This window comes from Lentzea sp. NPDC055074 (assembly GCF_053608005.1).
The window spans coordinates 125,162-149,439 of the sequence record NZ_JBSGUQ010000002.1 but is presented as its reverse complement, the minus strand read 5'-3'; the positions used below and the strand labels follow the sequence as shown (position 1 = coordinate 149,439).

Below are 24,278 nucleotides of genomic sequence, written 5' to 3'. Positions count from 1 at the left end.
AGCACTGCCGATCGACGCCGTGTCCCGAGATCGTTGGTGCATGACAGCGATCGAGGTGCGGGGGCTGACCCGCCGGTACAGCGGAGGTTTCGAAGCTGTGCGGGGCGTGTCCTTTGATGTCGAGAAAGGCGAGATGTTCGCGCTGCTCGGCACGAACGGTGCGGGGAAGACCTCGACGGTAGAGGTGGTGGAAGGGCTCTCGCGTCCGGCCGAGGGGTCCGTGCGCGTGCTGGGCCACGACCCGTTCGCGGAGCGTGCGCTCGTGCGGCCGCGAATGGGCGTGATGTTGCAGGAAGGCGGTTTCCCACCCGACCTGACGGCGAGCGAGGCCGCGAAGATGTGGGCGGGGACCCTGACGTCGCCGCGGCCCGTCGACGAGGCGCTGGAGCTCGTCGACCTGGCACACCGCGCGTCGGTGCGGGTCAAGCAGCTGTCCGGGGGCGAGCGGCGGCGGCTGGACCTGGCGCTCGCGTTGCTGGGGAAGCCGGAGGTGCTGTTCCTCGACGAGCCGACCACCGGGCTCGACCCGGAGAGCCGCCGCAACACGTGGGAACTGATCCGCGCCCTGCTGCGCGAGGGCGTGACCGTGCTGCTGACGACGCACTACCTGGAGGAGGCGCAGGCACTGGCCGACCGGCTGGCGATCATGCACCGAGGCCGGATCGTGGCGCAGGGAACGGTGTCCGAGGTCGTGGACGCGTACCCGTCGCGCATCTCGTTCACGCCGCCTGACGGGGTCGCGCTGCCCGTCGTCGCCGACGTGGAGTCGTCGGGACGCGTGACCGTGCGGACGAACGAACTGCAGGCGACCCTGCACGAGCTCCTGGTGTGGGCTGCACACAACAACGTTGAACTGTCCGGTTTGGACGCCCGCTCGGCGTCGCTGGAAGAGGCGTTCCTGGCGATCGCGGAGGAGGCGGCATGAGGGCCGTGGCCATTGGACAGGCCGAGCTGAAGTTGTTCTGGCGCAACAGGACCGCGCTGTTCAACTCGCTGCTGCTGCCGTTGTTGCTGGTGCCGGTGCTGTACTCGGTCGACGCCGACGGCGTGCCGCTGGTCGTCGGCCTGGTCGGGTTCGCGCTGCTGATGGCGGTGTACTACAACCTCGTGACGACGTTCGTCGCTCGGCGCGAGGAGCTGGTGCTCAAGCGGCTGCGCGTCGGCGAGCTGACCGACCCGGAGATCCTGGCCGGCGCCGCCCTGCCGTCCGTCGTGGTGGCGCTGGGGCAGATGGTGCTCTACTCGGCGGTCGTCGGGGTGATCACCGGAATCGCGCTGCCGACCCGTCCGTGGTTCATCCTGCTCGGGGTGCTCGGTGGCACCGCGGTGTTCGTGCTGCTGGCGGCGGCGTCCTCGGCGTTCACCCGGACCGTCGAGATGGCGCAGGTGACGTCGTTGCCCGTGCTGATGGCGTGCCTGTTCGGCTCCGGCCTGGTGTTCCCGCTGTCGGTCCTGCCCTCGGGCCTCGCGACCGTCCTGCAGTACCTGCCCCTCACGCCGGTGCTCGAACTGCTGCGCGCTGGCTGGGCAGACGGCCCCGTGCTGAAGCCGGCGTCCGTCCTGGCGGTGTGGATCGTGCTGGGGACCTACGCTGTGCGGCAATGGTTCAGGTGGGACCCGCGGAGGTGAACTTGCTCGGCTGGTGGCGGTCGCGTGGCAGCGCGGCGCGGTTCGACCTGTTCGTCCGCTACACGTTCTACCTCAGCTACGTGTTCCTGCCACCGCTGCTGATCACCGGCTTCGCCAACGAGGTCGGCACCGTCGGGCTGATCGTCCTGATCGCGACGGTGCTGACCTACGTGGTCGCGAGCATCCGCCTGGTCCACCTGGGCATCGAGTACCACCTGGACCGCGCCCCGTTCCCCCGCCGCCTGCTGACGACCTACCTCGTCGCCACCGGCGTCGTGCTGGCCTTCGGCCAGGTCTTCTACCCGGACCCGTTGCCCGGCAAGCCCGACAGCCCGGGCGACGGCATCTCGGTGATCTTCCTGGTCCTGGCGATCACCACCCTGTCCGCCGTGCTGCGCCCGCGCACCCTCGTCCTGCTGGCCCTGGCGGGCGGTGCCTGGATGCTCCTCACTGCACCCCCGGGCCACGCCCTGTTCATCAGCCTGATGCTGCAGTTCCTGGTGGGCGCGTTCCGCTCGACCCTGTGGATGCTGCGGATCGTGTGGGAACTGGACCGCAGCCGCGAAGTGCGCGCCAACCTCGCCGTAGCCGAGGAACGCCTCCGCTTCGCCAGGGACCTGCACGACGTGGTGGGCCGCAACCTCTCCGCCGTAGCCCTCAAGGCAGACCTTGCGGCGCAATTGGCACGCCGGGACCGTTCCGCCGCCGCCATCGACGAGATGCTGGAAGTCCGCCAGATCGCCCAGGACTCGCTGGACGAGCTCCGCGCCGTGGTCAGCGGCTACCGCACCGCCGACCTCGCCGCGGAACTGGCCGGAGCCCGCTCGCTACTGGCCTCGGCCGGCATCGACTGCCGGGTGATCGGCGAGGTGACCGTCGAAGGCGACCAGGCCGCAGCCCTGGGCTGGGCAGTGAGAGAGGGCGTCACCAACGTCCTGCGCCACAGCGAGGCCGGCACGTGCACGATCACGTTGCGGGGCAAAGTACTCACCATGACCAACGACGGCGCCACCTCGTCCTCGTTCCGCTTCGGCAGCGGCCTGACGGGCCTGCACGAACGCATAGCGGCCCTGGGCGGCACCGTCACCGCAACCCCAGAAGCTCCCCACCGCTTCGTCCTGACCGTGGAGCTCCCGTGATCCGCATCCTCCTGGCCGACGACGAACACCTCATCAGGGGAGCCATGGCCGCTCTCCTCTCCCTGGAGGACGACCTCGAGGTGGTGGCCCAAGCGGCCACAGGCGCAGAAGCCCTGGCCACAGCACGGGTGGTCCGCCCAGACGTGGCCGTGATCGACCTGCAGATGCCAGACCTCGACGGCGTCTCGGTAGCCCAGTCCCTGGCCGTGGAACTGCCCAGCTGCTCCACGATGATCGTCACCAGCCACGGCCGCCCAGGCCACCTCAAACGAGCCCTGGCAGCAGGAGTACGAGGCTTCCTGCCGAAAACAGTCTCGTCCGACGTCCTCGCCACGGTGGTGAGAACCGTCCACACAGGCGGCCGCTACGTAGACCCGGCCTTGGCCGCAGAGGCAATCAGCGCAGGCGACAGCCCCCTGACCCCAAGAGAAGCAGACGTCCTGGAACTGGCCCTGGAAGGCGCCCCCATCGACGAGATAGCAAGACGCGCCTCCCTCTCCCCAGGCACAGTCCGCAACTACCTGAGCTCAGCGGTAGGCAAAACCGGAGCCTCGAACCGCCACGAGGCAGCCCGCTTCGCCAGGGCCAAAGGCTGGATCTAACGATCCCACCACTCAAGCACCCGCAAGGCATAGAACGTCAGCCACTTCGACGGCTCCCCCTCAGCAACGTCGATCTCGAACCACACCCGCCCAGGATGCCGCCCACCCTGCAACCAGGTCCCGTCCTCCTGCCGAGCAGCGCGAACGATCTCCACGGCCTCAGCCATCCGAGGATCCTTGACACCGGCCTCCCGGAAGTGGTCCAGGGCGTTCAACACGCTGTACGCCCACCGAAAAGGCGACCGGAACCGCAAAGCCCACTCCCCCACGACCTCCCCGGTGGACAACCGCCGAAAGAGGTCCCGCTCGAGCAGGTACTCCTCCCCCCGAGCCCGAGCGGCCCGAGTAGCAGCAGTCCCACCAGTAGCCATCTCGTGAAAGAGCAACCCCTTCACCGAGTTGAGCGTCGAGTGGAACGAGGACCGCTTGGACCCCTCGACCCACTCGCAGTTCCACCCGCCGTCCTCGAGCTGATGCTCGACGAACCAATCGGCGATCCCCTGCACCTCAGCCCCGAGCCACACCCCGTTGGCCAAGGTCCACGAGTTGATGCAGCAGTCGACCTCCCCACCCCAATAGGGCAGGTCCTCGTACTCCCACCGACACGAGGCGGCAAGCAACTCGACGGTCCCCGCCAACGCAGAGGCCTCGAGCCCCCACTCCCGCAACGAAGTCAACGACCAGGTAGTGGCCGTCCAAGGCTGCCCGGCCTCAGTCCCGTCGAACCCGGCGGGAAAGAAGGCCCCACCGGCCCACATCCCGTCGTCCCCCTGAAGGCCACGAAGCCGAGCCCCGAACCCCTCAACCCCCACCAGAGCCCGAGTAGCACCCCAAACCTCCTCAGGCCTACCCAGCAGATCCCGCTCGACCTGCCACCGCAGGGCCGGATCGGAGTCGAGCAACCACCCAGTGATCTCCCGCATACCTGGACCCTAACCCCACGGCACGCGCACCAACCACACCCGCCCGACCAGCACAGACGCACCCAAGGCCCCCCGATTTTGGCCCGCGCTGACGATCATGTAATCTAGGCACACACCACGGCGCAAGCCGAGGCAGAACTGAATACGTCCGGGTGGCGGAATGGCAGACGCGCTAGCTTGAGGTGCTAGTCCCCGAAAGGGGGTGGGGGTTCAAGTCCCCCCTCGGACACCAGAACGGCTGGAATTCCAGCAACCGAATCCCACGCAAGGTCAGCGATCAGCTACCGAGCGTGGGATTTCTGCTTGCTTTAGCTTCCCCGCAGGAGCCTTCACCTAGCGCGGACCCACGCTCGTACGGTGACCGCGGGCTTACGCGGCCTCAGTCGGCACCGCTATCACTGGTATCCCAGTCGTCGGCGGTGATCCGGCATGCGTGAGCGTCCAGTACCGCCGTTGCTGCCACCGACACCACGCCACCATCAGGTCCCCAGGCACGCCGCGTCGCCAGCCGGCTCAGGCACCGAGCACGATGACCTGCAGCTGGCCGTCTCCAGACTCGATCATTCTGGCCGCGTCGGCGATCACGTCCTGCTCACCGCATTGGGCTGGCTGCCCGGTGATCGCCACGATGTCCGTCGAGCTCCGCACGGCGCCGAGCTCTACCGCTCCCCTGCCGGCAGATTCCGTATCGACTCACGCGGCAACGTTTTTGTCCCAGCGCCAACCCGGAAACTACTCGGACTTCGTTCAGGTGACCGCGTTGTACTCGTGGCCTCTCTGAGCACAGGCACACTCCACATTCACCCTGTCGGCATCGTGACCGCACTACTCGCGAACCTCTATCGGCAATCAGCGGGTGATTCCGATGCCGAGTGACGCCGAGAAGATCCGCCTCGCTCAGAGCCTCATTTCCCAACTCGGCCTGCACTGGACTGATCTTGCAGCACCGCACACGGCGCCCATCCTCAGTGACTACCTGCCGCGGGTCATCGCGGCGGCGAACCCGACGCAGCGAGCCAAGTACGGCACGTACTGGAACCGCGCGAAACGGTTGTACGGCGAGAGGCCTCTCGATGACATCCGCGTCAGCGATCTTCTCGCGCTACAGCAAGAAGCGATCAACTCGGCACGCCGCCGATCCAACAGCCGCCGCGGACGGCACGCCGGCGAAGGATGCCTCCGCGCGATGCGGTTCCTGTACCGACTCGCCGTCGCCGACGGCCTGATCTCCAGCAGCGCCAATCCCGCCGCGGCGATACCGCTCCCCCGCCGACTGCCCAACCTGCGCCGAGCGCTGACGTCTCGCGAACTGGCGGCGATCTACGACGTCGTCTACAGCAGCGGCAACGACGTCGCGCTCGACAGCCTGCTGCTACGCCTGCACCTCGAGACCGCCTGCCGCCGAGGCGGCGCCCTCGCGCTCACCCTGAACGACCTTGACGACACCTTGTGCTCGGTGCGGCTACAGGAGAAAGGAGGAACGCTGCGCATACAACCGATCAGCCCGACCCTGTGCGCGGCCTTGCTCGTCCACGCCGCCAACCGGGGCGCCGCCGGACCATCTGATGCACTTCTGCGCTATGCCAACCACACGTCGCTGACGAGCCGACGCTACGACCACCTCTGGACCCGCGTGCGGACAGCGCTGCCCTGGGCCGCCACACTCGGCGTATCAACGCACTGGCTGCGCCACACCACGCTCACCTGGGTCGAACGCAACTACAGCTACGGCATTGCCCGCGCCTACGCCGGCCACACCGACACTAAGAACGGCTCCACCCTCACCTACATCAAAGGCATGCCGCGCGAAGTCGCCACCGCACTATCGACGCTGACGGGCGAACCACACCCGCTCTCGTATTCGGTGTGATCAGCGCTGAACGGCTGTCCGATCGCCGCGTCATCCAACCCGATCACTGCCTGCGCGGTTACAGTCTGCAACAACGTTTGGGACCGGATCGCGAGTTGGTGAAGCATGTCGACAGATGAAGGCACGAGTCGGCGGGGCGGACTCCCTGCCGCGCAGGAAGAGCTTCTGGTGGAGGCGATGCTGCGCCACCAGGTCGGCATCGACCCCGCGCATGTCGGCGAGGTACTGGACCTGGCCGCGGTCGGGTTCGTCAACAGCGCCTGGCGCAACAGCCCGGTAGAGAACTGGCATGCACGCGGCGGCCCGCTGCGCGACGGCGACATGCTGCGCATCAACTCCCACACCACCAACCGAGTCCGCGACATCGTGCGGCGCTGGCGCACCGACTGCCGCATCGACGCCCACTCCCCCACCTCCACGCTGGACACCCTGGACATCGAGGCCGTCGACTGGCTCATCGCCAAGATCTACCGCTGGCTGATCGACCCCCGACGCAAACTGCCCATCGGACTCACCCTCGCCGACATCGCCGGCCACGAACTCGACGAGTACGCCGATCATGCCGCCGTAACCCTCGGCGGCATGGCCGAACTAGCAGAAGAACGCGGCATCCACTTCGCGTTCTGGCGCACCGCTGCACACGGTGGGCTTGCCTGCCGCCACTGGTGGGGCACACCGACCTGGCCAGGGCTGGTCGACCGCTTCCTCGCCGCACTGGACGACCCCTCAGCTCCACACTGGGGAAGGGACCAGCAGTTGCTCAGCCGGCTGCCAGCACCTCCAGCCGAGATCAAGAACACCAGCGCACTACGGCGGATGCTGCTGCAACACCCCTGGAAGCTGGACACCGCATCAGCGAGGTACATCGTGGCCGCAGGCATCGGCTCCATGCGCGAACCGATGCCACCACTACCCACCTTGCCCACACCCGACGATCAACGTTCAGGCGCCAGCACGACTTGATGTACCTATGGACAAGCCATGTCGGCTTCCTGTCACGCTCGCAGTCGTCGTTCGGTTCCCGAGGCACATCCGCACATGCCGATGAGCGTGCGTCGACGACAGCGGAAATGGACTGCACGAAGACGACTCCGTACCTAGGCTCAGCAAGCCCCGTCGACTGAATCCGACAGGTCCACGATCCATGGGAGAAACAACCACGTGTCTGACGACCTGTCGGTGCTGTGGCAACAGCAGTGGCCCCATTGTCCTCCGCTGGCCGACAACTTGAAGCACGTCTACCGGGACCGTTGGGTGCGCTTCCACAGCCTGCCGGAATCCAAGCGCTATCCCGATGACAGTTCCGAGTACGACATCGTGCTCCACCGCTACAACACGGTCCTGGACGAGCTGTTCCGCGAGCAGGAGGTCCGGATCGTCACAGCCACCTGGTCGGACGGCCCCGAGCCTCCGGCGCTGCCCGAGCGTCATTCACGCTGGCATCCCGATGCGGGTCACTGGACGTCCTTGCGCACCGACGAGGACGAAACGGATCCGGACTTCATCACCTACATCCACCTACACGCAAGCCGCGTGTCCTGGCGACGTGGTCTGGCGGACGACCTGCTCCGCGCCGTGGCCGACGATCTCACCGCTGGAGTGATGATCACCAGCCTGACCTTCGACCGGATCCACCACCCCTACGACGGAGGCGCCGACATCCTCTTGCCCACGGCTGTCGACCGCGACGCTATGAAACACCGTCACACCGACTGGCTCTCACTCCATCCCGGCGGCTTCTGAACGTCCGGGGTCCGCGTCGAGAAGATACGCGCGGCGCCCTCGCGAACGGCTGGCCAGTCCGTGTCGGGGACGCGGCGCCTGGCAGCCGCCAGGGATCCTGAACGATGCCGGTGTTCGTGGCGGAGTTGCTCGAGATCGACTCGGATGTCCGCAGCCAGCCCGCCGGCCTCGATCTCGGCGATGCGCTGGTCCATAGCGGCAATCAGTTCCCGGTCGAACTCCTCCACGGCTCGCAGGAACGTCTCGGTGTCGACAATTGTCCGCCCCCGCCTCGGCACGGTGCAATCAAGTCCGTTCCCTGCGTGATGCCGCCAGTCGACGGTGATCGTGTCCCGGTCGATGACCGATCGCCACCACAGGATGTACGCGGAGGCGACGAGGTAACTCGTGTACATGAAATGGCTGCTGTACCAGTCGAGAGCCGTTTCCGCGTCCTCGGCATGCGCCCCGTACCACGCGTCCTGATCACTGGTCATGAGGTGGACGAGATCCGCGGGCACCGGTTCCAGCACAGACGGCAGCACTTCCTGGATGTCCTCCCACAAGCGGACGACGTAGTAGTCGACCGGTGAGGGCTGTTCCCTGTCGGCGTTCGCCGGGTGGTGGAACAACCGGTGCCCGTCCGCTTCGATCCAGTACCAGCCGTCCGTCAAGGCGAACCAGTGCAGGATGCGATCACCCCAGGGCTCCACATCGGCCAACGGTCTGAGACGGAATCGAAAACGGATCACGCTCGCAGTGTGCTTGCGGTCTTGGACGGCTGTCGAGCACTTTGCCTCTGATGTCCGCTCATGCCGCGAGGCGCGTCCTAGCCGGGTAAGCCGGACGATAGTGCTCCCATCTCTCGCTGATGCTGCGAGAACAGACAGCAGGCTCGCCCCTACCAGCCGAAACCTTCAGAGGCTGAGCCTCAGTCACGTCTCGTAGCCAGCACGCCAAAGCCTCGAGGCGCACAATGAGCACCAACACCAAAACAGTCCAGGCAGCACAACTACTTCTCACTCGTCTTGGCCTCTCACCCGAAGACCTTCTCCGAGAGCCCGCACAAGTCCCCACCTTCGCCGAGTACATACCCAAAGTCGCCCTCGCTGCCGGCCCAGGAGCACGCCGCACCTACTCCACGTACTGGGCACAGATCATCGCCGCCCTCGGAGACAGGCGACTCGATCAGTGCGACGCCACCGACGTCGAAATCTTGATGCGCCAGAGCATGCATACGCGCATCGTCCGGCGCACCGACCGCGGCGGCCACAGCACAGGCGAACATCTCCTCGCCGCGATGCGCACCATCTACACGCACGCGATTCGCGACGAACTCCTTCCGCTGCAGGGCAACCCCGCCGCAGCCATACCGAAACCCAGTCGGCAACGCTCCCTGCGCAGAGCACTCACCAATCCGGAGCTGGCCGCGATCAATGACATCGCCGCTACGACAGGTAACGACACTCCACTCGACACACTCATCCTGCGACTGCACACAGAGACCGCCTGCCGCCGCGGCGGAGCACTGGCGCTCCGCGAGGACGACGTCGATCCTCACTGGTGTCTGCTTCGCCTGCGGGAAAAGAACAACACGATCCGCTGGCAACCCGCCAGCCCCACCCTGATCACGGCCCTGCTCCACCACCGCGATCAGCGTGGCACCGGCAGACCCTCACCTGGGCAACTGCTTCGCTACCACGACGGAACACCGATCACCAGCCGCCGCTACGACGGACTATGGCGCCGAATCGGCGACCACCTGCCATGGGCAGCCGTACAAGGCGTGTCCACCCACTGGCTCCGGCACACCACCCTCACCTGGGTCGAACGCCACTTCGGACACGCCGTAGCCCGCGCCTACGCCGGCCACAACGACCACCCCGACGACAGCACCAGCATCTACACCCGCGCACAACTCCCCGAACTCGCCACCGCACTCGCCACGCTCACCGGCGAACCCCACCCACTCACGCTCGAATAACCAGACACACACCCGCCTGCCGACCGCACGAGGTGAGCACCATGTCCGACTCCCCTACCCCACTGTTCGTCCCACCCTGCTCACCGCGACACCCAGCGCTACCTGCGGCCCTCCCTCTCACCTCGCAGGTCCCCGCTGCCTCTACCTCTGAGCCCTCACTGCTCATGACAATCGCGAAGATCGACCACTCCGGCCGAGTTCCTGCTACCGACCTACTCACTGTCCTGGGCTGGAACACCGGCGACCACACCTACACGTCGGTAGCCGCCGACGCCATCATCGTCCGCAAAGCACGTGACGAACGGCCAAGCTCGCCGATCGACCCACGACGACAAGTCCTCATCCCGGCAGGTGCCCAAGCGCACTTCAACCTTCACGCGGGCGACCGCCTACTTCTCGTCGCACTCCCCCTACCCGTAGCAGCGCTGCTGGCACACCCGATCGCGGCGGTCACGTCCATACTGACCGCGCACTACGCCGTCTCCGGCGACCTAGCAGGTACGTACCTACGATGGCTACGAGCACCACGAGAGCGATCAGGCTGAGCATCGACGTCGCGGACATCACCGCACTGCCGGTCGCCGAACGTTCCACAGCGGTTCGGCGGCAAGCAGCTCCAGCGCTTGCCGCTCGAGGTTCACGGCTGAGGCGCGATCGGCTGTGCACGCCCATCTCACATACAGGTCAAGCGCGTCGATGGCCGACCGAGCCCAACTCCGTGCCGTACTTGGCTTACCCGCTTCAAGATCCGCGAGCCGATCACGTATCCAACATGGGTCCACAACCGCCCGGTTGAAGGCAGCTTCACCCAAGCCACTCACCGCGCCCTTGCCACTGGCATACACGGCAAGGCGGCCTCGAAGTCCTCGACCATGGCGTTCTCCAGCCATACCCACGTACACAAGCGGGCCAACCACCCCAGTCCGAGCCAGATAGACACCAGGGCATGTCGGCGCATGAGCGACAGCATCGGCAAACCTGAGCCACTCAGACCAGGTAGCGAGTGAGGAAAGCTCCACAACCACCCTCCAACAGTTTCACGTCCTGATCGCGGAGGCCATGGGCAACGAGGGGTCTCACGCAGATGGGTCCGCGCGGTACCGAGGCAGCGACGTCGTGGGTCACGGTGCCACACCCGGCGTTGAAGGACCTTCGCGTCGATCTGGCGGTCGGGCGGCCCAAACCGAAGCGTTGATCTAGTTCAAGTTCCCTCGGGCGCCCAACGAGATGACTGCAGCGCGGACGAGGGATAGGTGAGCCTGACTGACACGCTCGAAGACGAGACCCCGGAAATTCTGTCAGCGCGCGGCGATAAACTCCCACCCATGGAGGCACGGGGCCCGTCAACGGGGCTCGAGGAACTGATCTCGCAGGTGTCCGAGTTCGACGCACTGGCCAAGGAGACCCAAGTCGATGACGCCGAAGTGGGTGAGCGGACAGCACGAGAACTCGCCGCCCGGTACGAGGTGTGGTTCGCCGACTGCCTGTCACTGCTGCCCGGCGACCTGAGGCAGAAGTTCCGCAGCCACTACGAGGGCAGCTTGGTGTTCCCGCGCATCAAGAACTTCCTCAACGAACCTCGCCGCGCACGGGTTAAGTTCTTCGGCAAGTGGGAGAAGCCGCCAAGCCAGAACAACGGCCGCTTGAGCTACTGGCAGCACCCGTACGAGAGCGGCTTTCAGCAGCCCGTCAGTGAGCAGAAGCAGATCTTGCTGGAGGCGCAAGCGCGACTCGCCAGGCGCCCGGCGAAGACACCACGTGTCGAGGTGAGGCCAAAGATGCTGGACAACTCCGTCTTCGTCATCCACGGACGGGACAAGAAGGCGCGCCACGAGTTCTACACGTTCCTCCGCGCAATCGGACTGGCTCCCATCGAGTGGACCGAGGTACTCGGCGAGACCGGCAAAGGTCTCCCCCACATCGGCGAAGTCCTGCGCAACGTCATGAGCAAGGGTCGCGCCATCATCGTGCTGTCGACACCGGATGAGATCACACAGCTGAAGCCAGAACACGCCGATGACGAGGACGACCGCGAACTGCGGCCGACCGGTCAGGCTCGACCGAATGTCATCTTCGAGGCGGGTATGGCATTCGCGCTCGAACCCGACCGCACTCTGCTCGTCGAGTTCGGCAAGGTCCGCAGGTTCACCGACATCGACGGCTACCACGCGGTGCGGCTCGACAACAGCGCCGAGAAACGCCAGCTCCTAGCCCAACGGTTGGAGGGCATCGGGTGCCCGGTAAAGCGCGTCGGCACCGACTGGCTGCAGTCGGGCGACCTGACGCCACCGGTCACCCGCACACCCGAGCTCGCGAACGGACACACCGGCATCAACCCGTCGACGCAAGGCAATGGCAACGGGAATGGGTCCGGGCTCTCCCTGGACAACTACACCGTCGCAGCGGACCGTACCGTCCACGGGGAGGCTCACAACCCCGGTCCCGGCGTGAAGAGCGCGATCCTCAAAGCGACGTTCTACGACGCAGAACGACGAATCGTCGGTACGGCGACCGGGGCGGTGAACCAGATCAGTCCTGGGGACACGAAGACGTTCACGCTCACGACCACAACCCACATCGCCGCCTACGACAGTTTCAGGGTGCAGGTCGACGCCGAGTTCTGATCCGCAGACGTCACCGGGGCAGAGCATCGTCTCAGGGTGCGTCAACGTCCGAGAATCAAACCATGGCAGACGTGCACAACGAGTTCACAGGATCCGCATCCGGTGTCGTGCAGGCGGGCGTCGTCCATGGCGGTGTGCACGTCACCGCTATCGACGCACCGCCTGCCGTCATTCCTCACCAGTTGCCGGCACCTGGCCTGCTCACCGGTCGCGCCACCCTCCTAGAACAGCTCGACACCTCCCTCCTACCCCAAGGCGTCGCCGTGCTGACGGGGATGGCAGGTGTGGGAAAGACCGCACTCGTCCTTCACTGGGCAGATCACAACTCCGCCGCGTTCCCGGATGGCCAGCTATATGCGGACCTCCGCGGGTTCGGCACCGACGAGCCGCTGAGCCCGAATGACGCCCTCGCGGGATTCATGCGGGCACTCGGGCACGCCCGGCCCGAGGAATTCACGTCCGTCGAGGAGCGCGCGGCACAGTTCCGCACGCTGATGAGCGAACGCAAGGTCCTGCTGGTGCTGGACAACGCGCACTCGGTCGAGCACGTCCGGCCTCTGTTGCCGGGCGCCGGACCGTGCTCCGTCGTCGTGATCAGTCGCCACCAGCTGCGCGGCCTCGTGATCCACCACCCCGCCTCTGTCATCACCGTCGGGCCGTTGGCTGAGGCGGACGGCTTGGCCCTGCTCAACAAGGCGGCGGGCAGCGAGCTGGACGGGGACGCGGCCGCGCAGCTTGTCCGCTACTGCGGTGGGCTCCCGCTCGCGTTGCGAATCGTCGCGGAACGCCTGGCTGACGCGCCGGACGACATCACCGAAGTAGTCAGCGAGCTGGCCGACGAGCGCGCGAGGCTCGACGCCCTGGACACACAGGACGACGCCCGTTCCGCCATCAGGACCGTCTTCTCGTGGTCCTACCGAGGTTTGCCGGCACAAGAGGCTCGGGCCTTCCGTGTGCTCGGTCTCCACCCCACCAACGAGTTCAGCACCGATGCCGCCACAGCCCTGCTCGGCTTGGATCGCAGCGCCGCTACCCGAACGTTGCGTTCGTTGGTGCAAAGGCATCTCCTGCTGAGCTTCGGCCGTGGCCGATTCGGCGTCCACGACTTGCTGCATACCTACGCCGCAGAGATCTGCGAGTCGCACGAGAGCACCAACGACAAGTCCTGCGCGCTGAGGATGCTGTTCGACCACTACCTCCACTCCGCCGATCTCGCGGGCCGGCGCGTAATGCCGCACCGGCTCCGCCTTCCCTTGCCCGGCAAGCCCCGCGCAGTCCCAGCACTCGACAACAGGCAGCAGGCGCTGAACTGGTTCGAGGTGGAACGCCGGAACCTCGAAGCCATGTGCGGACTGGACGCCTCGGCGTACGACGAGCGGATCTGGTTGCTGGCCTACACGTTGCGGGACTACTACTTCCTGGACAAGCTCCTCGACGGCTGGCGCGGCACCCACGAGAAGGCGCTAGCGGCTGCCATCCGCGCCGGTGATCCGCTCGCCGCTGCCAGGACGCGAAACAACCTGGGCATGGCGCTCGTCGAGGCAGGGTTGCTGGACGACGCCGAGATCCACTACCGCGAAGCCCTTCGGTTGTTCGAGCAACTCGGAGACGGGCACGGCCGGGCGAACGCGCTGGCCAACCTCGCCGCCGTGCTGCGGCGGCGAGGACGATTCACCGAGGCGTTGAGCAACCAGCAACTCGCACTCGACTGGTATCGAAGCACCGGAGCGAGCCGGAACATCGGGATCACCTTGCGCAGCATGGCGTTGGCCATGATGGAGCTGGAGCAGTACGACGAAGCCATTCGGCACGTCCAGGAAGCGCTGGACGTCGCGCTGACGCTCGGGCTCGACCTCGACGCCGCCGAGGGATTCGGCCGCCTCGGCCGTATCCAGCAGCGGGCAGGTGACCACGCGGCAGCCGACGTGGCGTTGTATCGAGCCGTCCACCACAGCCGGCGTTGCGGAAGCCGCCACGAGGAGGCCCGCGCTCTTCGCCTGCTCGGCGACGTCGCCGCCTCCACCGGACGGACGGCGGACGCCCGCCGGTGGTGGCTCGAAGCGCTGCGCGTCTATCAGCTGCTGGGATCACCAGATGTCAACGTGCTCCAGGAGACGCTGGACGCTTTGCCGGATGATCAGTAATCCGGTTCCTCACCCATGAGGTCCAGGATCCAGTGGTGAACGATCTTCGCGACCTCCAGATCTGCCGGGTCCACGTCGTCCGGACGGCGGGCGCCAACCTCCTCCAGGCCGTCACGGGAGTCCTCGACGATGACCCGCGCGGTCTCGATCTGGCCGTCCAGTTGGTCGGCTGCCGCCATCGCGTGTGCCAGCAACACCTTCGCTCGCAGTGCTCGCGGATCATCCGCACCGTGCGCGGACTCCTGGTCCTCCAGCGCAACAGCGGCTTCAATGAGGTCGGCCAGCAGTTCCGTGTGATCCCCTTCCAACCGCGGCGCCAGGTCGTCCTGCAGGCCGGGCTCGTCACCCGTCGCTTCCTCCGCGGAGCGCGGTGCCTCCCGCAGACTGGTCTTCAGCAGCCGCGACAACGTCTGCAGGGTGTCGAGGTGTCCAGGACCTTGCACCTTCAGCCGTTCCACGTACGTCGGCCACTGGCTCTGCCTGCGCGCCGTCAGCGCGTTCTCCTCCGCGTCGAGCGTGTCGGGGTGTTTCGGGCCGAGCACATCCTTTCGCTTCGCCGCGACGTAGAGGTAGGTCGCCTCGGCTTCCGGCAGCCAGCCGAGGTGGAAGAGACAGTTGCCGATCGCCTCGACGACTTCCAGGGTTTCGGGGGCGTCCGGCCCCACGGTCCGATGCCAACGCGCCCACGCACCGAGACCGAGCCGGAGCCCGAGCTTCGACGCACCGGCCCGGTCGACAGCGAGCACGAAGTTGTTGAGCGAGATCAAGGCACGGCGTGAGGTCGGCCCTTTGGTGCGGGACCTGATCCGATAAACCCGCCTCAGCTGTGCCTTCGCGGCGGCGTGCTCACCGAGTTTGCCCAGCGTGTTTGCCAGGTTTTCTCGGGCCTGCAGGGTGCTTTCGTGATCCGCGTCGTACAACGCCTCGAACCTGCGCACGGCTTCCTGCTGGACCTGCTTCGCCTCGGTGTATTCGCCCTGCCCGAAGTGCGCGGCGCCCAGACTCACCAGCACGACCGACTTCGTGTCCTCGTCAGCGTGCGGGGAAGTCTGACAGGACCGGTGGAGAATTTTCGCCGCGTACAGCGCTCCAGCCGTGTCGCCCAGCTCGGTCTGCATGCGCACGACCTCGTTCAGCCCGTGCCACTCGTCCGTGCCCGGCATCCATTCGCTGGTCGTCGCGAGCGCGATGACGTGTGGCAAGCGTGCCGCCAACGCCCTCGCGCGGTCGTACCGGTCGCGGGTGGCTTCCAGGGAGTCGCCGATCAGCTCGGCCGCCGCGGCGTGGAACCTGCGCCGGTGCTCGACGGGGAAGAAGAACCGCGCGGCCCTCGCGACTAGCGCGTGAACGCTGCGGAAGTCGTCTCCCAGCTGCATCGCGAGCCCGTGCTCCTCCATCCGCGTGAAGCCCTGCAGTGAAGGCCGGGTCAGGACCTCGTCCACCAGGTCCAGCGGCAACGGGGCGCTGCCGAGCACGCTGCACACGGCGAGCACATCCCGTCCGGCATCGGAAAGAGCGTGGAAGCTGCGCAGCATCGTGGCGCTGAACGCCTCGCGGAAACCCAGCGGGATCTCGGTGAGATGCGCAGCCATCTCGAGCGAGTCCGGCACGGCCAGCCGCAGGCCATCGCGCAGGGCCTGGTATCCGGTGAAGTCCGGCAGCCTGGTGAGGCCGGCCGCGATCGTCAAGCCGAGTGCGTTGTGACCGAGGTCGGTGGCGATCCCAGCCGCGGCCGTTCGTTCGTCCGACCGGCCTTTCGCCAGAGGATGAGCGGCCGTCAGCACCGCGACGCTCTCGCGCTCGGTCAGCGGCTCCAGTTCGAACTCTCCCGACAGAGCGCCGTGGAACCGCCCTCGGGTGGTGATGAGCGTCTTTCCGTTGCTGGTCGGCGCCCACAGCCGGCGCAACAGCTCCTGATCCACAGTGGATGGAACGTCGTCGACGAGCCAGAGGTAGGGCTTCCGCTCGCGAAGCTCGTGGCCGATCACGGCGGCGAGCCCTTCCGTGGAGTCTGCGCGGACGTGCGGACCGAGCCTCTCGGCGATCTGCCCCAGCTGCTGGTGCAACCTCGTCATCACCGTGGTGACGTCCGAGGGCCTGCCCCGGTCGCTGCCCTCGAGCCGGATCACGAACACCCCGCCGGGGTGGTCCTCCGCGAACAGCTGGGCGTACTTCTCGCACAGCGCAGTCTTGCCCTGGCCGCCCTCGCCCCGCACCACCACGACCGGCTGCGCCCGGTTGCCCGGCTTGTCCTTGACGAGCAACGCCTCGTGGATCTCCCACATCAGCTCGCCACGGCCCTGGAACCTCTTGTTCGCCGGCAGCGGCACGGGCCACCACTCCGGCTCCGGGTACCAGGGCGCATCGCCGAACCTGCGATTGTCGCTGTCCCTGATGCGCGTCACCTTGGCCGCGATGGCGTCCGCCAGTTCCGCGACGTCGTGTTCCTCCCGGCGCAGCAGCTTGGGGTGCTTGAGCTGTCGCGGGCGCAGCTCGCTGGGCCGCACCCGCCAGGCGACCGGCATGATCCGTTCGGTGAAGCCCTTTTCGAGCCGATAGGCCGCCGTCAGCGCGGTCAGCAGTTCCTTCCGGCAGCTGGCGCTCTCGTGGAACGTCGGGGTGACCAGCGGGACCAGCATTCGCGACCCGAAAAGCGCGTCGCGGAGTTTCGGCAGCAACGTGTCGCCGAAGTCGATTTTCTTGTCGTCCTGGAATACCCGCACGTCGCGTTCCTCCAACGCGTCGTGCAGTTCGTCAGCCAGCGGCTTGTCGTCCCAGTTGTAACAAATGAAGACGTCGAACATCCGCGTCACATTACCGGCTCCATGTAACACGCAACTGTCGGCCAACGACATGGCCGGGAAGCACGAGAGGCTCCTCACCTACGACGAACGGTCGACCGGCGGCTCGTCGCAGCCATTGCGGCGTGAAGTCAACCGAGCACACAACGTGAGCTCGGAGCCAATTTTTGAATCACTCAAGCGCTTATGACCACTATTTGTCCACAAGACAAGGTTGTGAGCAGAAACTGTACGGCCGTGAGGCATATTGACCACGACCGCCGAGATGAAACCCGCCTTTAGTCCCGCTGAACCAACAGGCGGCGCGACGCGACCATTCGGCGCGAGTTCCCGGCCGTTCGTCCGACTCGGGCGTTGTGCGTGCCGAAACTACATTTATGCAGATCAAGGCGCGTAGTGATACTCATGGATACCTCACCGAGAAGATCACACCGGTCTATGATGAGGCGTTTGGTCTGAGTGGGTTCGCCAGGCTGAGGCCGGTCCCGCAAGGGTGGTGCCCAGCGTGCGATCAGCGGGCTCGGTGCTCGCTGCACTGCCGCTCGGCACGCACAGGGTTGCATCGGTAACGCCTGGCCGCGGTGACCCGATTGCTGGGTGCAGGTCTGGGAGCGGCCGTCGACGTCCCAGCGAGACCCTGCTCCCGGACCAGCTCCCAGGCGCCCGGCGCCCTACTTCTCCGGCGGGAACGCCAGGGCGAAGAACTCGCGCAGCGTCTCCTCGCTGTTCTCGATACCGCCGTCCATGTTGATGGCCCTGGTCAGCGAGCGTTGCGTGACCGCCGGAGGGATCTTGAGGCCACGCTCGGCCTCGCGGACGATGGTGCCGAACAACGCCGGGGCGCTGGCGGGCTTGTGGGAGATGAACCAGCCCAGGACGTGACCGATGGGTCTGTTGAAGGGGATGACCCTGGCGATGGCGGGCCCGACCTCGGTGCCGTCACGCAACTCGGCGAGCGCGGCGTCCGCGAGAACGTAGGACAGGTCGGTGAAGGGCACCGCCTGTTCCAGGCCCAGCGCGCCGATCCAGCCCGCGTGCTCGGCCATGTCCCGCACTGCGACCTCGTTGCGGTGCGGGCGCGACCAACGCCGACGCATGGGCGCCGCGTCCCACCAGTGCATGAAGAAGCTGTCGGCCAGCTTCCTCCACAACGCCCGCAGGCCGGGTGACAGGGAGTTCTCCTGCTCCCCGGTCAGCAGCGAGGCCAGCGCGCCGGGATCGCGGCGGCGTCGTTCGGCCCAGTCCTGCGCCACCGGCCGCGACCAGCGCTTGCGACTGCCGTCGACGACCTGGGGCAGCGGGATGTCGCCCTCCTCGCGGGAGAGGTAGGCGCGCAGGGTGGACGCGGCGATCCCCGCCTCCTGGGCGAACTCGTCGACACCGAGCAGCGCGCTGTCCATCAGCTCGGGCGCGGTGAGGGTGATCACGCACTCCCTCAGCGGCAAGGCGCCTGGGCGCTGACCCTGGCGCTGCGCCCACAGGGCCAGGTCGTGGCGCCACTGCTGCATCGGGACCGGTCCGGGTTCCAGATGCAGGATCTGGTGCACCTGGCCGCGGTCTGCCTGGGCGCTGGGATCGAGGAAGTCGGCCGCGGTGAGGGCCGTGGGCTGGCGCACCGGGCGACGCATGTACTCCTCGCTGGCGTAGCTGAGCACCTGACGCGGCCGATACCAGGTCTGTCCGTCCCACCAGTAGCCGCCGGCGCGCAGCAGCAGCGGCCGGTCACCGAACCAGTCCTGATAGGCCGAGGCCGCGTCGGACGCGCGGTAGACGGTGACGGAGCGGCCGTGGTCGGGGTGGTAGCGCACCAGCCAGGCGAACAAGTTGTACTTCGGATCGGTGGTGAACGCCGCCCACTCCCCCGTGGCCGCGTCGAGGTCGTAGCGGCCCCACATTCCGGTCCCCGCGTGCCGGCCGATGGCCTCAACCTGCTCGGGATCCTCGACCGGGATATGAGCGTCTTCGACGAAGGGCAGATTCGGGGCGGGGTGGTCGGTACGGATGCCGTTCGCGACAGGCTCCCAGGACACTGCGGACTCCTCCCTCAACCGCCGTGTTGGCACAGCGGCTATGCTGCATCAAACTACAGCATTAGCGCTGCGGGAGGCGGCAGCCACGTCGGACGCCTTCCTGCGGAACCGTGAGCAGCTAGCCCTCGACTCGCAGAACTCCTCTCGCGTAGAGCCAGAACAACAACGCCGGCCATATCGAGATCGGATCCGACGATGACTTCGACGACTCCCTCACACGACACCCCGCCTCCGCCGCCTTCCGGCGAGGGGCCGCTGCTGAGCCAACGCACCACCCTGGTTCTTCTGGTCGCGGTCATCGCCGGCATGGCCCTGGGCGTTCTCACCTACGGCCACACCAGCAACGTCTTCGCCGCCCTCATCGCCACTGCCGTCACCTTCGGCGCCGCGCTTCTCGGCGCTCACAAGCTCATCAGCTGATCCGCTCTGAACGCGCCGACACGGGACGGCGCTCACGGGGCGTGCAGCGGCCGGGAGCATGAACGGTTCGTGACACGCTTTCCTGGCTGATCATGCTGGTACCGCGGAACACCGCAGGCGCGGCCGCCGAGATCGGTGACCCACACATCGAGGAAGGACACGCACGTCATGGCGCTATAGATGCGCACCGCACAGTCGTACGTGCCTCCGTGCCTCCGTGCTACCGCGGCGCATGGATTCCCGGGTGTGCTCCCTGGTCATCGACTGCTGCAGGTTCGTCGTAGACAGCCTGAAACGAGCGCCCGGATCTGACCGACTTCCGGCTCGGTCCCCGCCCATGGTCCGGCTGCGCCGCTGTGCCCTGAACCTGCGCCTATCGGAAGTCCTCGTCGCTGGTGGAGCGGGTGTCGCCGTGTTTGAGACCACGTCCGGGCGATCGTGTCCTCGCTATACAGGTTCAGAGGGTTTCCGACTCGGTCACACTTCCTGTTGGATCCCGGCGCGCGATGGCAGCGATGTCCTCCAGGCCGAAGACCCGGATCAGGTCTGCGCCGACAATCTGCGTTGCGGCCCACTCTCGTATGAGGCGTTCGTGCTCGGCCGTCTTGCCGCCAGCGAACTTGCCGGCGCAGAGCCGAAGTTCGATCTGGTCGACCGGGTATCCGTAGCGCTGACTTGCCCCGTCGATGACCGCGTCCCGTACCACCGGATCGTTGATCAGCGCGTACAGCGAGTTGAAGCGCTTGGTCGGTGAGCTGCCCATCACGTGCTCGGCTACAACGCCGCGTGAACCGGAGAACGACTTCACATTGGCGAGTACCAGCCTCGGCGGCGCGGCGAATCGGACCGGTCTGCGGGCTCATAACGAACCGGCCCGGTCAACTGCCAACGAAGCGCAACGTTCGTGCCGCAGTACAAAAGCTCCGCATCCTTCGCCGCCTCACTGCGAAGCAGGACCGCCGGGGCAGACAGCAACTCGCACAACACCTGGTACAACAGCGAACCGATCACCTGGGCATGCTCGCAGCCGGGAAGCCTCACCGCTCAGAGCACCGATGACTTTCCGGGCAGCACAGGATCATCGAGGTCGACCTCGGGCGCGAGTGGCAGCCGTCCGTCCCATCGGTGCTGCACGACCGCGACCGACCTCGGCAGTGTGCGGAGGTCGGTCGGGATCGCGTTCAGTCAGGTCTTCGCCGGCCGGTCACCACTGACCCGCCCACATCATCACGCCGGCGACGACGAGCTTGCCGGTCGCGGTCGCCATTCCGTTCAGCAGCCCCAGCGCGACCACCTGTCCTGCGCGCTTCGCCCAGCGTCGCCAGGTCTTCTTCTTGGCTGCCGCAGCCGACTTGTGCTCCATCGTGATCTCCGATCTCCAGCGGTTGTTGTCGCCGATCACGATGCCGACCGCGGTGTAGATGCATCGAGCGCAACGCGTTGCAGTAGTTGTGCAACACTTGGTTGTGCCACGCGTCGTGGGCCAGTTCGGCCCCCTGAGTTCCGAGCTGTCGAGGCAGCGTGCGGAGTTGGCAGCTGCGCTGCGCGGGACGTTCGAGATGATCGAAGGACAGTCCATGCGCATCCACGCGGAGATGGCCGGTCTGTCTCCCAGCTCGGTCTCTCGATATCTCAGCGGGCAGGTCCTGCCGTCAGAGGAATTCATCGAGGACTTGGTCGACGCCGTGGAACGGCAGACGGGGCAGTCTCTACCCGAAGAACTCGACCGGCTGCGCAAGCTGCTCTACGCAGCGCAGGACACGTCGACCGGCACGTGGAATCACCTGAAGCGTCTGCAGGAACGTGCACGGCGAGCAGACGAGAAGACCGCAGTTCTCCAGGAGCAGAACACGGAGCTCCACATGGAGAACCAGATGCTCCAGCAGCGCCTGGACCTCGCACTTCACACCATGGTGCAGTCTGACGTCCTGACTGCCGCACAGGACCGAATCTCGTCGTTGGAACTCGAGTCCGCCTCGCTGCGGGCGAAGGTCGCGGCTCTCCTGGGCGAAGAGACGGTCTCCCACCCTGGTTGGCGGCCCCACGACTACCTGGCCAGCCACAGCTACTGGAACTCCCACGCCTCGACGCTGCTGAAACGTGGCTGGACCGCCTCGTCGGTCGCATTGCTCGACCGCACGACCTCGTCGATCCTGGAGCAACTGCCCTCGCAGTCGCTCCCCTCTCCCAGCCCGGCACGAGGCCTGGTTCAGCTGCTGCCTCAAGCCGGCAAGACGACGAACGTCGTGGGGACTGTCGCTAAGGCCGCAGACGCCGGCTACCGGTTGATCATCGTGATCGCCGGGACGGTCGACGCAAGCCGCCGGCAAATGCAGACGAGTCTCGACGAAGGCTTGCCGTCGTCACCTGGCACGCCGGGAATCACGAGGCTCACCGATCAGACGATGGACTATCGCCGACTCCGCGCACGCTTGTTCGAGCTCGACTTCGAGAAGAAGGATCCGAAGCAGCCCTTCAACAGTCCCGACAACCTTGCCGCGAGTCCCGTGCGGCTCATAGTCGTCAAGCGGAACTCTGCCGTGCTCCGCAAGCTGCTGGATGACCTAAAGGCCGTGCCCGCGCTCCACGAAGTCCCGACACTGGTGATCGACTCCGAGACCGCGGCGGTCGGCGGAATCGTTGACAGGTTGGTGGGTCTCCTGCTGGACACCCTGCCGAGGGCCGACTACCTCGCGTTCTCGACTCAGTTGCTCATCGCAGGCGGTGCGCGATCACCTGGGGACCCGTTGGCACCGGCCGACTTCGTCATCACGCCACAACAACCACCCGGCTACTTCGGCCCCTTGGACCTGTTCGGTCGCGAGGGTTCCGAGAACGCAGGGACTCTCGTCCGCCGCAGGGTCTCCGGGGCGCCGGGGTTGTACGAGGCTCTCGACATGTTCGTGCTGACCGGCGCCATGAAGCTGTACCGCACAGCGCGCGGGGCAAGAGAGTTCAGTCAGCATCTCATGATGGTCGGCACCGGTGCCCTGTCCCAGGTCGAGTACGAGGACCTGCTGAATGAGCTTCGGGAACTGTGGGACAGGGGAGATTACAGAGGTCCTGAGGCACTGGAGCGGCTCCGGCAGCTGTTCTACACCGACGTGCTTCCAACGTCGCGTCTTCTCACCGAAACCGAGCCGACACCCAAGTCGTTCGACGAGTTGCTTCCCCACCTGAGTGCCGTAGTGGACCGCACCAGGAGACCACTGTTGATCGGTGGTGTCTACGACATCCCCACCGAGCCGCTCTGGGCAGCCGTAGTAGTCACCAACAAGGCAACAGAACACGTGTCGAATGATGGACTGACGGTTCTGTTCGTGCACAGCACGAACCAACGCCTGTCCGAGGCGATCCTCACCAGCACTGGAAAACTGTTCGGGTTCCGTCCCGGCTACGCGGACCTCGTCCGTCTCTATCTTCCTGAACCAGAGCCCGGAGCTGACGGCACCGACCTGTACGCAGCGCTCACCACGGCTTGGGCCAGCGAGATCGAGATGATCGACGAGTGGAAGCAGTAGGGGGTCTGCTGCACGAGTAGGTGACAGTGTGTCACCAATCCGTGCAGCAGACCCGGAATGTCGGCTCATCGGGCGCGTCCTACCAGGTGCACCAGTGTTGCCAGCGCGGTCAACCCGCCCATGGCAGCCAAACCAACAGCTGGCTTGAAGTATATGAGCACAGCGATGGCACATGCTGCGCTGATCAGCACGAACGAGCGGAGGTCGAGCAGGTGGCGATCCGGCGTCCTGCCTTCATCTGAGTTGCGGGAGCCGTCCTCGCTCCGCACAGGGTGATCTTGCATACGTCAGAGTCCCTTCACGACACCACACCAGAGCGTTGCGCTGCATGACCAAGCCGATACCACGGCCACGACTGCGCCAAGCTGTTGCGTTTGCTTCGTTTGTTGCGGATAATGCAAGCAGAGGTGAGGTGATGCCGTCAATGACCGGAGGCAAGATGAACCCTGGGCTCGTCGAACCGGAGGTAGCAGCTAGAGCCCTAAGCCAGGTAAACGACCACTTGGCAGTGGGAGGAGATGAGGAGCTCCGCTTGGCCAGCACAGTCGCCTCGACTGATGTGGTCGTCGTCCCGAAGCCCGCACTGGAGCTGCTTGCACAGATCCTTGAGGTGATGGCTAGCGGTCAGGGCGTGCAGATAGTTCCAGTCAAGATGGAGTTGACCACCCAACAGGCGGCCGACCTACTAAACGTATCTCGCCCCTACTTGATCGGCCTCCTGGAACGCGGAGAAATCGAGTACCGCCTAGTCGGCAAGCATCGACGCATCCAGCGAGACAAGCTCATGGAATACATCTATAAAGATGACCTCAAGCGCAAAGAAAGCCTAGCTAACCTCTCGCGCCTCAGCCAGACAGAATTGGACTGAG

20 protein-coding genes and 1 tRNA gene are annotated in these 24,278 nt (G+C 66.0%); 14 read left to right on the top strand and 7 right to left on the bottom strand.

The genetic code is table 11. The annotated features are described in order from the left end of the window. The first annotated feature begins 40 nt into the window (after positions 1 to 40). The 4 genes from ACWF7A_RS04650 to ACWF7A_RS04635 are packed head-to-tail and all read left to right on the top strand — an operon-like array spanning position 41 to position 3,370. Positions 41 to 925 carry an ABC transporter ATP-binding protein gene (locus ACWF7A_RS04650; protein ID WP_452249046.1) on the top strand — a complete coding sequence of 295 codons (885 nt, stop codon included), beginning with the start codon at positions 41 to 43 and terminating at the stop codon, positions 923 to 925. Continuing rightward, positions 922 to 1,629: an ABC transporter permease gene (locus tag ACWF7A_RS04645; protein ID WP_452249045.1), complete on the top strand. Its 708-nt coding sequence runs from the start codon at positions 922 to 924 to the stop codon at positions 1,627 to 1,629. Before ACWF7A_RS04650 ends, ACWF7A_RS04645 begins: the two co-directional genes overlap by 4 nt. Next, the gene (locus tag ACWF7A_RS04640; RefSeq protein WP_452249044.1) at positions 1,602 to 2,768 is read left to right on the top strand and encodes a sensor histidine kinase; all 1,167 of its coding nucleotides are present in this window, start codon (positions 1,602 to 1,604) and stop codon (positions 2,766 to 2,768) included. Before ACWF7A_RS04645 ends, ACWF7A_RS04640 begins: the two co-directional genes overlap by 28 nt. Then, on the top strand, positions 2,765 to 3,370 hold the full coding sequence (locus ACWF7A_RS04635) for a response regulator (protein WP_452249043.1): 606 nt from the start codon (positions 2,765 to 2,767) through the stop codon (positions 3,368 to 3,370). The genes ACWF7A_RS04640 and ACWF7A_RS04635 overlap by 4 nt, the downstream gene beginning before the upstream one ends. On the opposite strand, the gene ACWF7A_RS04630 is transcribed toward ACWF7A_RS04635, so the two are convergent. Then, entirely contained in the window at positions 3,367 to 4,293 is a 927-nt protein-coding gene (locus ACWF7A_RS04630) for a squalene cyclase (protein WP_452249042.1), read from the bottom strand. The two genes, ACWF7A_RS04635 and ACWF7A_RS04630, sit on opposite strands and share 4 nt — an antisense overlap. Positions 4,294 to 4,439: 146 nt before the next feature. On the opposite strand from ACWF7A_RS04630, the gene ACWF7A_RS04625 reads away from it, so the two are divergent. Next, positions 4,440 to 4,525 (top strand) — tRNA-Leu (locus ACWF7A_RS04625). Positions 4,526 to 4,806: 281 nt separating this feature from the next. On the opposite strand, the gene ACWF7A_RS04620 is transcribed toward ACWF7A_RS04625, so the two are convergent. Further along, on the bottom strand, positions 4,807 to 4,941 hold the full coding sequence (locus ACWF7A_RS04620; RefSeq protein WP_452249041.1) for a hypothetical protein: 135 nt from the start codon (positions 4,939 to 4,941) through the stop codon (positions 4,807 to 4,809). Positions 4,942 to 5,158: 217 nt separating this feature from the next. Between ACWF7A_RS04620 and ACWF7A_RS04615 the strand changes: the two genes are divergently transcribed. The 3 genes from ACWF7A_RS04615 (at position 5,159) to ACWF7A_RS04605 (ending at position 7,906) form a co-directional block, all read left to right on the top strand. Then, entirely contained in the window at positions 5,159 to 6,163 is a 1,005-nt protein-coding gene (locus tag ACWF7A_RS04615; protein WP_452249040.1) for a tyrosine-type recombinase/integrase, read from the top strand. A 168-nt stretch (positions 6,164 to 6,331) separates the two neighbouring features. Beyond that, positions 6,332 to 7,126 (top strand): hypothetical protein, encoded by a 795-nt coding sequence (locus tag ACWF7A_RS04610; protein ID WP_452249039.1) that lies wholly within the window; start codon positions 6,332 to 6,334, stop codon positions 7,124 to 7,126. Positions 7,127 to 7,324: 198 nt separating this feature from the next. Further along, the gene (locus tag ACWF7A_RS04605; protein WP_452249038.1) at positions 7,325 to 7,906 is read left to right on the top strand and encodes a DUF3885 domain-containing protein; all 582 of its coding nucleotides are present in this window, start codon (positions 7,325 to 7,327) and stop codon (positions 7,904 to 7,906) included. Here ACWF7A_RS04605 and ACWF7A_RS04600 read toward each other — a convergent pair. Beyond that, positions 7,867 to 8,637 (bottom strand): DUF5984 family protein, encoded by a 771-nt coding sequence (locus ACWF7A_RS04600; protein ID WP_452249037.1) that lies wholly within the window; start codon positions 8,635 to 8,637, stop codon positions 7,867 to 7,869. The genes ACWF7A_RS04605 and ACWF7A_RS04600 overlap by 40 nt on opposite strands. 224 nt (positions 8,638 to 8,861) lie before the next feature. On the opposite strand from ACWF7A_RS04600, the gene ACWF7A_RS04595 reads away from it, so the two are divergent. The 3 genes from ACWF7A_RS04595 (at position 8,862) to ACWF7A_RS04585 (ending at position 14,637) form a co-directional block, all read left to right on the top strand. Further along, on the top strand, positions 8,862 to 9,869 hold the full coding sequence (locus tag ACWF7A_RS04595) for a tyrosine-type recombinase/integrase (protein ID WP_452249036.1): 1,008 nt from the start codon (positions 8,862 to 8,864) through the stop codon (positions 9,867 to 9,869). A gap of 1,253 nt (positions 9,870 to 11,122) precedes the next feature. Continuing rightward, a complete protein-coding gene (locus tag ACWF7A_RS04590; RefSeq protein WP_452249035.1) occupies positions 11,123 to 12,493 on the top strand; it encodes a TIR domain-containing protein in 1,371 nt (456 codons plus the stop codon). A 62-nt stretch (positions 12,494 to 12,555) separates the two neighbouring features. Continuing rightward, entirely contained in the window at positions 12,556 to 14,637 is a 2,082-nt protein-coding gene (locus ACWF7A_RS04585) for a tetratricopeptide repeat protein (protein WP_452249034.1), read from the top strand. Here the strand turns inward: ACWF7A_RS04585 and ACWF7A_RS04580 are convergent. Both ACWF7A_RS04580 and ACWF7A_RS04575 read right to left on the bottom strand, forming a co-directional pair. Beyond that, positions 14,631 to 17,492, bottom strand: coding sequence for a TIR domain-containing protein (locus tag ACWF7A_RS04580; RefSeq protein WP_452249033.1), 2,862 nt, complete (start codon positions 17,490 to 17,492; stop codon positions 14,631 to 14,633). The genes ACWF7A_RS04585 and ACWF7A_RS04580 overlap by 7 nt on opposite strands. Positions 17,493 to 18,109: 617 nt before the next feature. After that, positions 18,110 to 19,468: a hypothetical protein gene (locus ACWF7A_RS04575; protein WP_452249032.1), complete on the bottom strand. Its 1,359-nt coding sequence runs from the start codon at positions 19,466 to 19,468 to the stop codon at positions 18,110 to 18,112. Positions 19,469 to 19,663: 195 nt separating this feature from the next. Here ACWF7A_RS04575 and ACWF7A_RS04570 point away from each other — a divergent pair, with 195 nt between their 5' ends. Continuing rightward, a complete protein-coding gene (locus tag ACWF7A_RS04570) occupies positions 19,664 to 19,888 on the top strand; it encodes a hypothetical protein (protein ID WP_452249031.1) in 225 nt (74 codons plus the stop codon). A 457-nt stretch (positions 19,889 to 20,345) separates the two neighbouring features. Here ACWF7A_RS04570 and ACWF7A_RS04565 read toward each other — a convergent pair whose 3' ends face one another. Further along, positions 20,346 to 20,696 carry a hypothetical protein gene (locus ACWF7A_RS04565; protein ID WP_452249030.1) on the bottom strand — a complete coding sequence of 117 codons (351 nt, stop codon included), beginning with the start codon at positions 20,694 to 20,696 and terminating at the stop codon, positions 20,346 to 20,348. Positions 20,697 to 21,092: 396 nt separating this feature from the next. Beyond that, positions 21,093 to 21,290 (bottom strand): hypothetical protein, encoded by a 198-nt coding sequence (locus ACWF7A_RS04560; protein ID WP_452249029.1) that lies wholly within the window; start codon positions 21,288 to 21,290, stop codon positions 21,093 to 21,095. A gap of 127 nt (positions 21,291 to 21,417) precedes the next feature. Between ACWF7A_RS04560 and ACWF7A_RS04555 the strand changes: the two genes are divergently transcribed. Together ACWF7A_RS04555 and ACWF7A_RS04550 are read left to right on the top strand one after the other, a co-directional pair. Further along, entirely contained in the window at positions 21,418 to 23,409 is a 1,992-nt protein-coding gene (locus ACWF7A_RS04555; RefSeq protein ID WP_452249028.1) for a Z1 domain-containing protein, read from the top strand. A 424-nt stretch (positions 23,410 to 23,833) separates the two neighbouring features. Further along, positions 23,834 to 24,277, top strand: coding sequence for an excisionase family DNA-binding protein (locus tag ACWF7A_RS04550; protein WP_452249027.1), 444 nt, complete (start codon positions 23,834 to 23,836; stop codon positions 24,275 to 24,277). The last annotated feature ends 1 nt before the right edge of the window (position 24,278 follow it).

Bases quoted from the DNA above. Each gene is read 5' to 3' on its own strand.
- ACWF7A_RS04650 (WP_452249046.1), top strand. From the start codon at position 41: ATGACAGCGATCGAGGTGCGGGGGCTGACCCGCCGGTACAGCGGAGGT.
- ACWF7A_RS04645 (WP_452249045.1), top strand. From the start codon at position 922: ATGAGGGCCGTGGCCATTGGACAGGCCGAGCTGAAGTTGTTCTGGCGC.
- ACWF7A_RS04640 (WP_452249044.1), top strand. From the start codon at position 1,602: ATGGTTCAGGTGGGACCCGCGGAGGTGAACTTGCTCGGCTGGTGGCGG.
- ACWF7A_RS04630 (WP_452249042.1), bottom strand. From the start codon at position 4,293: ATGCGGGAGATCACTGGGTGGTTGCTCGACTCCGATCCGGCCCTGCGG.
- ACWF7A_RS04615 (WP_452249040.1), top strand. From the start codon at position 5,159: ATGCCGAGTGACGCCGAGAAGATCCGCCTCGCTCAGAGCCTCATTTCC.
- ACWF7A_RS04595 (WP_452249036.1), top strand. From the start codon at position 8,862: ATGAGCACCAACACCAAAACAGTCCAGGCAGCACAACTACTTCTCACT.
- ACWF7A_RS04585 (WP_452249034.1), top strand. From the start codon at position 12,556: ATGGCAGACGTGCACAACGAGTTCACAGGATCCGCATCCGGTGTCGTG.
- ACWF7A_RS04580 (WP_452249033.1), bottom strand. From the start codon at position 17,492: ATGTCGTTGGCCGACAGTTGCGTGTTACATGGAGCCGGTAATGTGACG.
- ACWF7A_RS04570 (WP_452249031.1), top strand. From the start codon at position 19,664: ATGACTTCGACGACTCCCTCACACGACACCCCGCCTCCGCCGCCTTCC.
- ACWF7A_RS04550 (WP_452249027.1), top strand. From the start codon at position 23,834: ATGACCGGAGGCAAGATGAACCCTGGGCTCGTCGAACCGGAGGTAGCA.